General features: G+C 61.3%; 10 protein-coding genes. 6 read left to right on the forward strand and 4 right to left on the reverse strand.

Annotated elements, in window-relative coordinates; all coding sequences use genetic code 11:
- Positions 1-72 precede the first annotated feature (72 nt).
- Positions 73-1,386, forward strand: coding sequence for a VpsF family polysaccharide biosynthesis protein (locus tag AC0NIE_RS14930; protein WP_473485533.1), 1,314 nt, complete (start codon positions 73-75; stop codon positions 1,384-1,386).
- Positions 1,387-1,404: 18 nt separating this feature from the next.
- Here the strand turns inward: AC0NIE_RS14930 and AC0NIE_RS14935 are convergent, their stop codons facing one another.
- Positions 1,405-2,784, reverse strand: coding sequence for a glucosamine inositolphosphorylceramide transferase family protein (locus AC0NIE_RS14935; RefSeq protein ID WP_473485534.1), 1,380 nt, complete (start codon positions 2,782-2,784; stop codon positions 1,405-1,407).
- Between the two features lie 263 nt (positions 2,785-3,047).
- On the opposite strand from AC0NIE_RS14935, the gene wecB reads away from it, so the two are divergent.
- Genes wecB through AC0NIE_RS14950 form a run of 3 tightly spaced genes read left to right on the forward strand, consistent with a single transcriptional unit; the run spans position 3,048 to position 6,332 of the window.
- Positions 3,048-4,202 carry a non-hydrolyzing UDP-N-acetylglucosamine 2-epimerase gene (gene wecB, locus AC0NIE_RS14940; protein WP_473485535.1) on the forward strand — a complete coding sequence of 385 codons (1,155 nt, stop codon included), beginning with the start codon at positions 3,048-3,050 and terminating at the stop codon, positions 4,200-4,202.
- Positions 4,195-5,532 carry a UDP-N-acetyl-D-mannosamine dehydrogenase gene (wecC, locus tag AC0NIE_RS14945; protein WP_473485536.1) on the forward strand — a complete coding sequence of 446 codons (1,338 nt, stop codon included), beginning with the start codon at positions 4,195-4,197 and terminating at the stop codon, positions 5,530-5,532. The genes wecB and wecC overlap by 8 nt, the downstream gene beginning before the upstream one ends.
- Positions 5,529-6,332 (forward strand): WecB/TagA/CpsF family glycosyltransferase, encoded by an 804-nt coding sequence (locus tag AC0NIE_RS14950; RefSeq protein ID WP_473485537.1) that lies wholly within the window; start codon positions 5,529-5,531, stop codon positions 6,330-6,332. The genes wecC and AC0NIE_RS14950 overlap by 4 nt, the downstream gene beginning before the upstream one ends.
- 83 nt (positions 6,333-6,415) lie before the next feature.
- On the opposite strand, the gene AC0NIE_RS14955 is transcribed toward AC0NIE_RS14950, so the two are convergent.
- Complete coding sequence (locus AC0NIE_RS14955; protein WP_473485538.1) at positions 6,416-7,855, reverse strand: lipopolysaccharide biosynthesis protein; 1,440 nt, start codon at positions 7,853-7,855, stop codon at positions 6,416-6,418.
- Positions 7,856-8,007: 152 nt separating this feature from the next.
- Between AC0NIE_RS14955 and AC0NIE_RS14960 the strand changes: the two genes are divergently transcribed.
- Entirely contained in the window at positions 8,008-9,126 is a 1,119-nt protein-coding gene (locus AC0NIE_RS14960) for a glycosyltransferase family 4 protein (protein ID WP_473485539.1), read from the forward strand.
- A gap of 76 nt (positions 9,127-9,202) precedes the next feature.
- Here the strand turns inward: AC0NIE_RS14960 and asnB are convergent, their stop codons facing one another.
- On the reverse strand, positions 9,203-11,092 hold the full coding sequence (gene asnB / locus AC0NIE_RS14965) for an asparagine synthase (glutamine-hydrolyzing) (RefSeq protein WP_473485541.1): 1,890 nt from the start codon (positions 11,090-11,092) through the stop codon (positions 9,203-9,205).
- 238 nt (positions 11,093-11,330) lie between these two features.
- Positions 11,331-12,563, reverse strand: a complete 1,233-nt coding sequence (locus AC0NIE_RS14970; RefSeq protein WP_473485542.1) for a glycoside hydrolase family 5 protein — start codon at positions 12,561-12,563, stop codon at positions 11,331-11,333.
- Positions 12,564-12,689: 126 nt separating this feature from the next.
- Between AC0NIE_RS14970 and AC0NIE_RS14975 the strand changes: the two genes are divergently transcribed.
- Positions 12,690-14,600: a heparinase II/III family protein gene (locus tag AC0NIE_RS14975; protein WP_473485543.1), complete on the forward strand. Its 1,911-nt coding sequence runs from the start codon at positions 12,690-12,692 to the stop codon at positions 14,598-14,600.
- Positions 14,601-14,780: the final 180 nt, after the last annotated feature.

Here is a 14,780-nt window from a genome sequence, read left to right on the forward strand (position 1 = left end):
GTCTGTTCGGCGGTCCCTTGCATGGATTTCGTTGGCCAGAATGCGGTTTGAGTACCTCCACTTGGATGGGCCATGAGCTATCCCGCTGCCGCATCGGAACGATTGTTGTCCAGCCAGGCGCGCCGTCAGAACGCGCTGTCGCTTCTGTTTTTCCTATGCGCTGCGTTCGCGTTCCTGCTCCGCTTCACGGTGTCACCGCAGATCATGAACATGGTCGTCGACTATACGGCCGACGGTGGATCATTCTACGAGAAACTGCATTTCGGCACCTATGCTATCTTTCTGCTGCTTCCTTTCGTTCTTTTCAGCCGACCGTTTCTGCTGCAGGGCGACGAAATTGGAATATTCAAGGCTTTGCTGCTCTATTCCGCGCTGATTTTCGCGCTGGTGCCGTATCTGTTCGTCACCGGCCGTGCGGGCTCCTCCGGGTTCATCATCGATACCTATCTGGTGGCGGGCGCCGCAGGCCTGTTGATGCTGGCCTTGAACGCGGAAGTGCGGCGGGCGTTGGGCGACATCGTGCTTGGAATGGTGATCGTCAGCGCGGTGATGGGCACGATCGAAGCGGTGACTCAACATCGATTTCTGCCTTATGGTCTCAACGAACTGCAGTTCAGGCCAATCGGCCTGTCGGCGCACCCGCTGGCACTGGGCGCGCTCTGCGCCACAGCCATCGGATTCGTGCCGCTGACGCGCTGGCGCATATGGGTGCGGGTACTGGCGATCTTCGTATTGCTCGTCGGTTGTGCTGCCTCAGGCGCTCGCGCCGCGCTGATGCTCGCTGCCGCAGAAACCCTCATTCTGCTGATGTTCGTGCCTTGGCCGCGCCTGACTCTCAAACATCAGCGGCAGGCCAAGTCCGTCGTGCTGCTGTTCGCCCTGGCGGGCGGCGCAGTGCTGGTGGCCATACTGTTTTCGGGCGGGCTGCTGAATCGATTCGGCAACACGATCTTTGACGAAAATTTCATGGCGCGTGTGACGATCTACCAGGTGTTCGGGCTCGTTAGCTGGAAAGACATCCTGTTCGGCATGAACGTCGACGACCTGCTGGCGATCGTCAACGAGAAGCTGCATCTGCCCTACATCGAGAGCGCGCCGGTGGTCATCATCATGCTCTTCGGCTTGCCCATAGCCGTGCTCTTCATCGTGCTGGTATTCTGGTTCCTTTTTCGGCTGCTGCGCGCGGCGCCGCTGCCGGCATGGATCGGCACCATGACGTTCCTGCTTGCTGCGCTGTCGAACAACGCGCTCTCGTCAAAATCGCCGGAGATCGCGATCATCGTGGTGCTGCTGCTTGCCTATAGAAACGCGCCGTATAGAAAGCAGCCGAAGGGCATTTCTTCGGCCGCGGTTGCATCCGAGCCGAAACTGGATCGGCTCGACTAAGCGCAACCTCCGGACGCGTCAGCCGGCGCTATCCACAACCTCGACATTGCCTGCGCGATTAAGCGTGTGAATGCCCGTGCGGAGCCATGCCGGCCCCGGGCCGATCGGGCGGGGCGGCGCAAAACGGACGTCGAAATCGTCAAGCCGGTCCAGGCGCATCAACCCGAGACCGCCGCCATAGGCTCTCGACCCGTTTTGCACCGGCAGAACTACGGCGTCACCCTGGCGAATAAAGGCGCCGCCGGGCCGAGCGGCCGAGTGATCGACGGCGATGGGATTGAGCGCATGCGCAACCCACGGCCCGCGCAGCGAGGGTGAGGAATAGACCGTCATCGTATCCGACGCGCTGCCGTAACCGAACCGCTCCGTCCCCAACAGCCAGAAGCGCCCATCCGATTCGAGCAGCGTGGCGTCATTGAAATCCTTGTCCGTCATCAGCACGGTATCGCGTACCCAGCGATCGGGAAACTGCGCGGCGCGGTAGAGCACAAGCTCGCGCGCCGCCGCACTTTCAGGAATCATGAAAATCTCGCCGGCCTGAGCGAACACCTGCGGATACGACAGGTGGTGCATTTCCTCCAGCACCACCCTCGGCACACCGAAGGTGCCGTCGTCACCCAGTTCGGCGACAGAAATCACGCCGCGACCGATAGCGTAGGGAAATTCCTCGACAAACAGATAGTGGCGGCCATCCCGCTCGAGGACGAATGGATCGGCATAGAATCGCTGGCCATCGTCCGCGAGGACGGTGAACGGCGTACCGTCGAGTTGCCCGGTTTCGGCGACACCTGGCCCGTCGATCAGCCGATAGGCAACCTGCCAATAGAAGGGGCGCCGTCCAAGTCTGAGTTTTTGCACGGCGCGATCGACCAACCCCTTGCAGAAAATGGGCAGATAATGCCGGACAAAACCGCCGTTCCTGAGGATCGGCGCCGGGCCATCGGCAACTGGCACAACTTCGCCCGCGGAAAAACGGGCGACGCTTTGCGCAACCAGCGAGATGGCCCCGGCGAGCAGGTCGTTGCAGCTGCGAGATAGCCAGAGCCGATCGCTGAGCATCGGTCGCCCCCGGGCGACTGTGACACCATCGAGGCGAGCGGCAAGTTCCGGCAATCGCCCGCTCGCCAGCATCTCGGCCACCCCAGCGGGGAAGGTGCTGTGACCGCAAAATTCGAGCGTCAGAACCGGCGTGCCACGTCGTGCGGCAGTGCCGGTGAGATCGATTACGAGGTCGGCTGGACCAGAACCGCCAGACGGCAACGGCTCGGAGCGGCTTGCCAATGAGGGACCGAAGCGCCGGCTCTCGATCGCCAGCACAATATCCAGGCCGCGTGCGAGCGGCGCAGGCGTCGCCGCGCGGCTGCTCGAAACCACGTGACCCGCTGCGTTCAACCGCACCAGAAGCTCATTTTCCCAGCGCCGAGATCCGGCAGTGTGGCCGATAATTAAAATATTACTCAATCGAATATGTTCTTTTTCAAGACTACTGTGCCAGGTTACCTACCGGTTTAGGCTTTCATAAGAGTTACTGGGGAGATCGTGGGCTTGGCTGTTAATCATATATTAAGATTTAAGGTCACGAAGGCGGCTTCTGCCGCTATTACAGCTCTTGTGGCGAATAATCAGCAGGTCGCGACGCCCCCTGGCGACCAGGATCAGCAATGAACGTCTTTTCACATCCGAAACTGCCATCCAGGCAAAAATTGCTGATCGTGTTCGGCACGAGGCCAGAGGCGCTCAAATGCTTTCCGGTGGTGCGTGCCGCGCTTGCCCATCCAGGTTTCGTTACCGAGACATGCATCACCGGCCAGCATCGCGAGATGGTCGACCAGGTCATTGAACTGACCGGCCTGCCGGTGCATCACGACCTCAACATCATGGAACCCGGCCAAACATTGTTCGACGTGACCTCGCGCGTGCTGCTGGGCATGGCCGAAGTGCTCGACAAGGCAAAGCCCGATATCGTCCTCGTGCAGGGCGACACGACCACGGCGATGACTGCGGCTTTGGCTGCCTTCTACAAGCGCATCCCGGTCGCCCACATCGAGGCAGGATTGCGCAGCCACGACATCAACTCTCCCTTTCCAGAAGAACTGAACCGCAAGATTGCCGGCGACATCGCGACCTGGCATTTCGCACCGACCGTCCAGGCGCGCGACAATCTCATCGCCGAAGGAAAGGCTGCGAACAGCATCTTCGTGACCGGCAATACGGTGATCGACACGCTGTTGCATTTTTCCGGCGCGATCGACGCCGACAATCTGATGAGCGCAAAACTCGCCGCCCGCTTCCCGTTCCTCGATCCCGCCAAGAAAATGATCCTCGTCACCGGACATCGTCGTGAGAATTTCGACGGCGGCATCCATCGTATCTGTACGGCGCTAAAGGGGCTGGCGATGCGCGACGACGTGCAGATCGTCTATCCGGTCCATCCCAACCCCAATGTGCGTTCGGTGGTCAACGCAGAACTGGGCGGCGTGTCGAACATCCATCTCGTCGACCCGCAGGATTATCTGCCGTTCCTGTTTCTGCAGAAGCAGAGCTATCTGGTGCTGACCGACAGCGGCGGCGTGCAGGAGGAGGCGCCTTCGCTCGGCAAGCCGGTGCTGGTGATGCGTGAGAATACCGAGCGGCCCGAGGGGATCGCGGCGGGCACCGCCCGTCTCGTCGGCACCGATATCCAAAAAATCCTGTTGAATGCCAACAGCCTGCTCGACGATCAGGCCGCCTATCGCGGCATGGCGGAACGACACAACCCGTATGGCGATGGCCGGGCCGGTAACCGGATCGTTGAGGAACTGCTGCATCATGGCTGAGATCAAGACCGTTTCCGTTATCGGCATGGGCTATATCGGCCTGCCGACCTGTGCCATCTTCGCCAGTCGCGGGCTCGACGTCATTGGCGTCGACGTCAACGAAGCGGTGGTCGAGAAGGTCAATCGCGGCGAAATCCACATCGTCGAGCCGGACCTCGATGGTTTGATCCAGAAGGTTGTAGCCAACGGCAAGCTTAGGGCTTTCAGTACGCCGCAGCCGGCGGACGCCTTTATCATCGCAGTGCCGACCCCGATGACCGAGGATCACAAGCCTGACGTGAGCTATGTGCTCGCGGCGGCACGAAGCATCGCCTCGGTGCTGAAGCGGGGAGACCTTGTGGTGCTGGAATCGACATCGCCGGTCGGCACGACGCGTATCATGACGGGACTGCTTGCCGAGTTGCGGCCCGACCTCAAATTTCCTGTTGTGCATGGCGAACAGGCCGATGTCCTGGTCGCCTATTCGCCTGAGCGCGTGTTGCCGGGAAAGGTCCTTACCGAACTGATCAACAATGATCGCTCGATCGGCGGACTGTCGCGCAAGTCGTCGGAACGCACCGCGGCACTCTATTCAACCTTTGTTGCCGGCGACCTGTTCACGACCCAGGCCGAAAGCGCGGAACTGGTGAAGCTGACCGAGAACGCGTTCCGCGACGTCAATATCGCCTTTGCCAACGAGCTTGCGGCGGTGTGCCAGGATCTGTCGCTCAACGTATGGGAGGTGATCGATCTCGCTAACCGGCATCCCCGCGTGAACATCCTCCAGCCGAGCCCGGGCGTTGGCGGCCACTGCATTGCGGTCGACCCATATTTTATCATCGACGCCGCGCCTAACAGCACGCGGCTGATGGCTTCGGCGCGCCGGATCAATTCCGAGCGTCCCTTGTCGGTGGTCAGGGATATACAAGCCTTGCTCGACCCGTCCCGCAAGCAGACGATCGCTTGTCTTGGCCTCAGCTTCAAACCCAATATCGACGATATGCGCGAGAGCCCGGCCGTCGAGGTGGTGAAGCTTTTGTCAGATATTCCCAACCTGAAGATCATTGCGGCTGAACCCAACGCACACAGGCTGCCGCATGAGCTCGAGGGCAAGGGCATCGTCTTCACCGATGCGCTTTCCGCCATCGACCGGTGCGACATCGTCGTCCTGCTGGTCGACCATCGGCAGTTTAATCTGGTTGATCCCGAAGCGCTCAAGGACAAGAAGCTCATCGACACAAGGGGTTTGTGGACCTGGCGCAAAGCACGCAAGCCCGACGCCCGCATCGAAGGCAAGAAATCGACGATCGAACACCTGGCACTTCCTGAAAATGCAGAGGAGGCCGCATGACCGCGCACGACCCAGCATGGGCGCAGCATCGCCTGTTGGCATCGCGGCGTCGGAAGTTCCTTGGCGCGCCGATCCATGCGCTGACCATGGCCGAGACGCTGGCCATCGCCGATGAGGCGATGACCCTGCGGCGGCCGCTGCATCATGTGGTGGTGAATGTCGCCAAGCTTGTGAACATGCGCAACAATACCGAGCTGCGGGAAGATGTTGCGACGGCGGATGTGATTAACGTCGACGGCATCGGCGTGCTTTGGGGCGCGCGTCTTTGCGGTGTCGCGCTGCCGGAGCGGGTAGCGGGTGTCGACATCATGATCAATCTGTTGAGCCTCTGCGCGAATCGTGGCTTCAGGCCCTTCCTCCTGGGCGCCGAACAATCCGTTCTCGATGCCGTTAGAATGAGACTTGCCAGGGATCATCCGGGCCTCGTCGTCGCCGGCATGCGCAATGGCTATTTCAAACCGGAAGACGAGGCCGGCATCGTCGAGGCGATCAACGCCTCGGGCGCCGACTGCCTGTTGGTGGCGATGCCGACGCCGCGCAAGGAGCGCTTTCTCAAGCGCTATCGTGACGAACTCACCCCGAGTTTCGTCATGGGCGTGGGCGGCAGTTTCGACGTCTATGGCGGCAAGGTTGCCCGGGCGCCAAGAGTGGTTCAGGCGGCCGGTCTGGAGTGGTTGTTTCGCGTGGCACAGGAGCCGCGACGCTTGTGGCGCCGCTACTATGACACCAACACTGCCTACGCAGCGCTGCTGTGCCGGGAGCTAAGGGACCGTCGGGGACGCCGAAAGGTCGATCTTTAAGTAGCGATTTCCCCAGCAAACAGGGCGACCGCCTGGGGCTACAGCATCGGTCCGAACGGCAAATTCAAAATGCCATCGCGGGTCTATGCGAGCCGTAGCCGCGCCCTCAGCTTGGCTACGAATTGCATCGCGGCGGCAGGGTAGAACAGCCAGGTCAGCCCGAAGAAAACCACTGCGCCAGCGGTGCCGCCGGCGACGAGCGAGAAGATGGCCGGCATATCACCGAGCAGAGCGCTGGCAAGGCTGGCGGCCAGCCCCGTGCTGAGCGAGATGGCGACCGAAACGCCGATGTCGCGCCATGGCACCGGCACCGGCGTGAGCCGTTCGCTGATGATGATGCAGGCTAAAAGGCCTGCCAGCGATCCGCCCGCCAGCGCTAAAGCAGCGCCGACCTCCGCCATTGGAGGGATCAACAGCACGGACAGTGCGATTGTCGCCACCGAGCCGAAGGAATTGGCGATGATCAGCAGCCACGGACGCTTGTGCGCATGCACCACGGTGCCATAGACGAAGCTTGCGAGATTGGCACACAGCACGCTGAAGGCGATGATCGGAAAGAGCAGGCCGAAACGACCGTGATATTCGGAGGGCAGCAGGAGTTGCGTGATATCGCTGCTGAGTGCGACCAGCATTGCCGCAACCGGCAGGCAAAGGCGGATCATCAAGGCCATCAATTGCGACAGCAGCCGGCCCGACGCCGCAGGCCCGTCGTCGTCGAACCGGCTGACCACCTCGGGAAAGGCGCCCATGTTGATGGAGTTGGCGACCATGTCGACGGGCTGGCGGGCCAGTGCGTAGGCGGCCGCGAAGATCGCCACTGCGCCGGCATCGTAGTAGATCTTGAGGAACACACGCTCGGCGCTGTGCAGGCCGAAGCCTACCAGCGCCATGATGACCAGGGGCACACCGAGGACGAAGAACTCCTTTTGGGTGAAGCGTGGCGGACCGGCAACGACGCGTCGGGATGCCATTAGGCCCGCCACGATACCGGCGATTAAAACGCCGAGGCTCGAGCCGAGCGATACCGTCAGAAAGGAGTCTTGAAACATGACGATGGCGCCGATCGGCAGCGCGAGTTGCAGCACGGCGCGCAGGAACTCGAGCATCGAATAGACCGAATGACGCTGCTGCATCTGCAGCACCGTCAGCGCGAAGCGGCCGATGGAGCCGGCGATCAGGTAGCTGCAGACGGCGATCGCGAACCCGACCCAGCGCTCCGGCACGATCACTGCGGAGGCGACCACGGATATAATCAGCGCCAGTGCGGTGCTGGCAAGCAACACCCGCCCGGCCAGCATCAGGCTGCCGCGGCTGACGTCGCCTTTGCCGCCAAGCCTGAGCAAAGCGATGCGCAGCCAGTTGGTGACGGCAATGTCGGTCATTTCGCCGACGGTCACCACCAGGGTCAGCAGGCCATACTCGGTCTGATCGATCAACCGCGTCACGATGACCAGCAGGAGCAGCGCGGAAATCCGCGTCAGCAGGATCGCCGGGGCATAGATGAGCGTGGAGCGGAGCAGCAAAGGGTTGTCCCCGGGAAATTCATCTTCGATTAACCGTCGACCGGCGGAAAATCCAGCGCGATGACGGCAAAGGGTGAACAGATTCAGTTTGAACTAACGGATTCGTCGTAGACCTATTTGAAACCTTTGCCTTGTCGTTCTGAAATGGGCTCATGTTGCAGCGTCTGGTTCACAATCGAAAAGTCCATGTGCTTGTCGCGACGCCTTCGGGCGTTTCGGGGCAGGGAGGCATCGACCGCATCATGGGGGCGCTGAAGCAGGAGTTCGAGCGGCAGGAGATCGCCGACATCGATGTGCGCTTCCTTGCCAGCCGCGGCCCTGGGCATGTCGGATTTTCGATCTTCTATATGTTGGACTTTTGCTTGCGGATGCTCACGGCGCGTTTGGCCAAGCGCGCCGATGTCATCCACATCAATATATCGGTCTCCGGCAGCACCTATCGCAAGATGGTGATTGCCGCCTGCGCGCGGCTGCTGTCGATACCTTATGTCTTGCATCTGCACGGGGCGGAGTACGAGACGTTCTGGAAAGACGATCGCAGTTTCATGAGCCGCCGCATCGAAGCTCTGTTCGAGCGTGCCGGTCGGGTGATCGTCTTAGGCGGGCTTTGGCGCGACTTCGTCGTCAGCCGGGCACCGAGGGCGGCCGGAAATATTGTCATCGTTCCCAACGCCACGGCGGTTCCCTCCTTGGCCCATGTCGGTGGCGGCGACCATGTCCATATCCTGTTCCTTGGCCGCATCGGCGACCGCAAGGGCGTGCCGCAATTGCTGGATGCGCTGCACCGCATGGAGCCGATGAAAAATTGGCGCGCCACGATCGCCGGCGATGGCGACGTCGAGGCGGCACGGATGAGAACGGCCGAACAGGGCCTTGCCGAGCGCGTTACCCTTCCTGGCTGGGTCGGCCCCGACGAGGTCGCATCGCTGATCGCTTCGGCGGACATTCTGGTGCTGCCCTCCTTTGCCGAAAACCTGCCCGTCTCGGTCATCGAAGGCATGGCCGCAGGCCTCGCGGTAGTGACGACGCCTGTCGGCGCCGTGGAGGACATCATCATCACCGAGCAATCCGGGTTGCTGGTGCCGCCTGGCGATGTTGCGGCGTTGACCGAGGCGCTGACACGGCTGGTCGAGAATCCGACATTGAGAGCCAGGCTTGGTGCTGCCGCGATGGCCGTGCATCGGGAACGGCTTGAGCTCGCACCGTTCGTCGGCGCGATCTGCGACGTCTGGAGGTCGGTCGCGTTAAAGGCTCAATCGGTCAAGCGCTGACGCTGTCCTGTAAACGCGGACGCTGAGGTTGCGACGAGCAGCTGTGGGTCGAGCGCGACATCCCATCCCAGTGGCGTCACTGCGGCGCTCCAAGCTCGAATTCGCGATGGAATATCTCCAAATTCAACAGCGCCCATATCAGCTTTTCGTGGTCTGCAGCGCCCTTGGTGTGCTCCGAGACGATTTGATCAAGGTATTTCGCGCTCAAATAGCTGCGAATGACGGAATGAGAGGAGCAAAGATGGTCGTGCACGTAGTTCCTCATCGACCCGCGGAACCATTCGGCGACGGGCACCTTGAACCCGATCTTGCGGCGGTTGAGAATTTCCTCAGGAAGCATGTTGGCCATGCTGTTGCGCAAGATCAGCTTACCCATCCGCCAACCCACCTTGTAGCGATCCGGCAATTTGCTGACGAACGCAACCAGATCGCGATCGAGGAACGGCATTCTTCCTTCGATTGAACCGGCCATCATCATCCGGTCGCCTCGTTCCAAGAGATTGTCGGGCAACCACGATGTCTGATCGAAAAACAGCGCCCGGCGAAGTTGGGATGCCTTCGCGCTTGAGGAGAACGGGAGGTTGTTACGCTGATTGCGGCGATTGGCCGGCGCACCGGTGAGGCGACCGTGTTGCCGCGCCGTCATGGCTCCAAACCAGGAGATCATCCGGGTGGCAAAGTCCCTTTCGCCCGCGCTTCGGGCAAATGTATCGAACTTGGCCGATGCGCCAGGCATGGCGCGTATCAAAGGGGCGAGGAGGTTGTCGTGGAGCAAGGCTGGAACGAGCGACCGGTAGATTCCAGCCAGCGACTCTGCGCGATGTTTGGGATACCCGCCGAGGATCTCGTCTGCCCCTTCCCCTGTGAGCACCATCTTGACGTCCTGCGAGGCTCGCTCCGACATCAGGTAAATTGGAATGTCCGAACTTTGTGAAACCGGCGCCCCCAGATGGCGGATCAACTTGGGCAGGTGGTCGATCAGGTCGTCCGCTTCAATGACCAGTTCGCAATGATCAGTCTTGAAATGATCGGCGACGCGTCGGGCGAATGGGAGTTCGCTATAAGCCGGTTCGCTGAAACCGACCGAAAATGTACGAATGGGCTTGTCGCTGTGCTTGGTCATCAGGGCGACGATTGCTGACGAGTCGAGGCCTCCGGAGAGAAAGGCGCCAAAGGGCGCATCGCTGCGCATTCTGATTTCGACGGAATGGTCGAGCAGTTCCAGCAATCGTCGCTTGGCGGTTTCGTCGTCGATCTCTTCGGTCAGATCCGTTTGATCTGGAGGCGTATAATAGCGCGTTTCCGTCACTGTCCCTTGCGACCAAACAGCATAGCTTCCGGGGTTGAGTTTGCGGATCTGTTTAAAAAGCGTGCGCGGTCCAGGCACGTAACGCCAGCGCAAATACTCGTGCACAGCGTCCAGATCGAGCTGCTGCGCATTTGGCTGCGATGACAACAACGCGTTGATCTCTGAGGCAAAGGACAGCAATTTTTTGCTTTGCATGAGGTAAAGGGGCTTTTTGCCGAAGGGATCCCGGCCGAGGATCAATTCGTGCCTCTGAGCATCCCAGAGCGCAAAAGCGAACATGCCGCTCAATCGGTCAAACATGGATAAGTGCCACTGATCATAAGCTCTGAGCAGCACCTCGGTATCGGAGCGCGTTCGAAAACGATGACCGAGGTCGATCAGTTCCTGGCGCAACTCGACATAGTTGTATATTTCGCCGTTGAAAATAATTCTGAGACGGCCGTCGTCGATATGCATCGGCTGATTTGAATCGGCGTTTAAGTCAATAATCGCCAGCCGGCGATGCACCAATGCCAATTGGTTCCCGCCGGTGTTCAAGTCCAAGAACTCGGTGCCTGCGGCATCGGGACCACGATGCCGCAGTGTGCTGGACATTCTGGCGGCCCGATCTTGTGGATTCTCGACCCTCGGCCCGATCCAGCCGGCAATTCCACACATTAACTCTTCCCTGGGCGCGCGTATTGGCGCCGCTATTTACGACGAATGTATTAAACACTTGGTTGCCGACGAAACCGGATCGCGAGGAAAAGCCGCCAAGGTGATTCAAGGCAGAGGTTGATCGGTTCGATCAGACTCTGCCGGCCTTATTGAAGACGAAGGCAGACCGATCTCGATCCAATGTGGCGGGGACAGGTGGCGTTGCCGCCCGGCTGCCCACCCGCAGAGGGTAATGGCACTATGGCAGGCCCAGTGCCCGCAACATCTCCTGGTCCGGGACCGCAGGTCCTTCGGGCCGGATGACGGTCATTCCATAGGGATTAGAGAATTCCCAGACAGACCATGGTATCGCGAAGCGTTCCGCCAGCTGGCGCACCGCCGTGAGATAGCGCAGACGGTCAGCGTCGAACGCGCCCATTCGGCCGTCCGAAGACATGAGGATTGCGCCGAATTCGCCCATGAAGAGCCGCCGGCTTGGGATGCCCTGCGCCTCGGCCCAGTCGACCGCCTGACGGAAGCTCGCTTCAAGTTGGCTCGGGCCCCAATTGTGCTCGAAATATCGGGCGATTGCTTCACGCGCCGCGACCATGTTCATCACCTGCTCGACCGGGCTCAAGCCGGCCGCGTCCATCTGCGCCTTGAGGGTTTCGGTCACCTTTTCGGGCGTGCTGCTGTCGGCCGGCCAGGGCAGGCCCGAGGCGAAGGCACCTGTCCCGTCGGGCCGCTGGTGCGTGAAACTGTGCGGCTCATACATGTGGAAGCTGTAGTAGAGGTTCGCATCGTCGAACCCCGGGGTGAGATTGACCAGTCCGGCGATGCTGCCGCCACAGGCGCCTGTTGCGACGATGGTGAGTTCGCTGCTGACTGCGCGAATATCGCGGACCGTGTCTGCCATGATCCGCTGCCAGTCATTGCTCCCGCTTGAATCACAAGGGTAATACGCCGGCTCGTTATAAGGCTCGAGGGCTACCTTGTCGGTGCCAACCTTGACCAGCATGGTGGCGACCGCCGCAACCATTTCGCGATAGCTGGCAACGCCCTCGCTGTCGGCACCGTCATAGATCGTCTCCATGCTGTAGGCCGGAACCTGGGTGACGCCGTGCAGGTCGAAAACCACCTTGAGGCCGGCCGACGTGACCCGCTCGACCGCGGCGGCAAGTATGTCCAGCGCCTGCTGCCGTTTGGCGCCCTCGCTGGCAAGCAGAGGGCCGGGGTCGACGCTCAGCCGGACGAAGTCGAAGCCCATCGATCGAATGCGCGCAAACGCGTCGCCGCCGGGCCAATCGGCGAGCGGCCTATGTCCAGCGCGCCACTCCTCCTCGCTGCGATAGGGAGGCCAACGGTAGGATCCATCGTCGTCTACCGACGACCAGTTGAGCCATTCATGCACGCCAACGCCGCGCTGGAGCGGGATCGGCGCAGCGTTGGCGGCTATCGCCATGCCGAGCACCCACGCTGCAACACACGCCATCCTTCTCATCATCACTCGCCGTATCATGGTCGGAGATATTAACCGCAGGATTGGAAAAGGAGGATTGCCGTCGCAAGGCTTTTCGACAGCATGGTATATAGGAATCGAAACCTTGGCGGAGCGCGTATGAGAATCGGCTGGTACATCAACCGGTTGCGCAGCATGGAGCCGGCTGAGGTGCTGCACCGGCTGGGCGAGCAGCGTCGAAGGATCGCTTCGCGCCGCCGCGACGATGGCTGGGAGCGCTATGCTTCGCCCCAGTTGCACCCGGTGCTGCGTGGATTGCGCGATGCTGCGCTGGCTGCGACACCGGCTCAACGGCAAGCCATAGCGGCAGCGGTGCAAAATACGCTTGGGGGCCAGTTTTCCGCACTTGGGCTGACATGGCCACGGCGCGACTGCGATCGGCTGTTTCCTGCCGAGCTTTGGCGCCTTGATCCGGTGACCGGCAGGCTTTGGCCGGGTCCCGAGACACATACTTTCGATATCGATTTTCGTCATGGCGGCGGCCGCGGCGATGTAAAATACGTTTGGGAGATCAACCGGCTGCAGCAGCTGCCGCCGCTGGCCGCCCACCTGCTTCTCGCCGGCGACGACCGGTCCAGGATGGCCATAGAGGCGGCGATCGACAGCTGGCATTCAGCCAATCCGCCGTTTCGAGGGGTTGGCTGGGCCTCCGGCATCGAAGTAGCGCTGCGAGCCATCAGCCTGATTGTCACCATGGACCTCGTCGGCGACCGACTGGGCGCGGCGACACGGCAGCAAGTGGGTGAAATACTAGCGGCAAGCGCCTATTGGCTGCCGCGGTTCCCTTCTCGATTTTCCTCCGCCAACAACCATCTCGTCGCAGAACTGGCTGGCGAGTATTTGATCGGCCTGGCGTTGGGGACCGATTTCGACGCCGCACGCGGCGCCCTCCTGGCTGAGGCGCGCAAGCAGATTCTCGCCGATGGTGCCGGTGCCGAGCAGACCCCGACATATGCGGCCTTCACCGCCGAACTCATCTTGCTGTGCGCCGCTGCGGCACGCCAGGCTGGAACGCCGTTTCCCTCACCCGTCGAAGCGCGTCTGGCCGCATTTGCCAATTTCGTCGCCTGGCTCTCACCAGCCACCGGTTTTGGCGACAACGATGAAGGTCGCGTGCTGACGCTCGGGGACGACGCGGACTATGTGGGATCCGTCGCCGCCGCCATCCATGGCTTTCTACGGATGCCGGGCAACGCGGCGGCGCCAGACGATTTTCGTGCGCTTTTCTTTGGCGCGCCGCCGGAACCGGCACCGGTATCGCATGGGCTGCAAACGTTCACGCAAGGCGGGCTCTCCGTCTGGCGCGGTGGGATGAACGGCCGCAGCATCGATCTGACCTTCGACCACGGCCCGCTCGGCTATCTCTCGATAGCAGCTCACGGCCATGCCGACGCGCTGTCGCTCACCTTGTGCATCGATGGCGAGCCGGTGCTGGTCGACCCCGGCACCTGGCTCTACGGTTCGGGGGGCGTCTGGCGCGACTGGTTCCGCTCGACACCGGCGCACAACACACTGAATATCGAGGGCAAAAGCCAAAGCATCATTGCCGGGGAGTTCAACTGGTCGCACAAGGCGGTTGCGGCATTGGTGGAGAGCGAGCCGGGAACGCAGTGGAAGCTACGCGCCCGGCATGACGGGTATAGAAGCCGCTTCGGCGTCGTGCATCAGCGCACCGTGATGCACCAGGCCGACGGAATCGTCGTGACCGACCAACTGCTCGGCGGCAGGCGCGTGGCCGAGGTCGTCTTTCAACTCGCAGCCGGCCTCGGCGCCAACCGGGACGCAAACACGGTTATGGTGCTGCGCGGCGATGAGCCGCTGATGGCCATTCGCTTTCCAGACGCCGCGGTCGACATCCGCGCCGGCGGCGACGCACCGGGGCAGGGCGGCTGGGTTTCACCGCGTTTTGGCGCCAGGCAGCCAGCCGAACGCATCGCCTGGCGCGGCGAAGTGGGCGAAGTCGGGATTGAAATCCACCTCGCGGCAATCCCCCCGCCGCAAAGATCGTGACCGCCGCCGCAGCGGAGTAGGCCATCCGGTGTGATTATTATTTGCGCTCGGACATTTAGCGTTTTGTTACGGTTGACCTGCTAGCTGCTCGTAGCAGCCGCAATAGCCATCTGGTTGCAGGCAACATGCAGTGGATTTGGCAAGTTTCTTGCTGTGCAGTTCGCCGGATCGCCATCTTAC

It is taken from the genome of Mesorhizobium sp. WSM4842 (genome assembly GCF_055901575.1).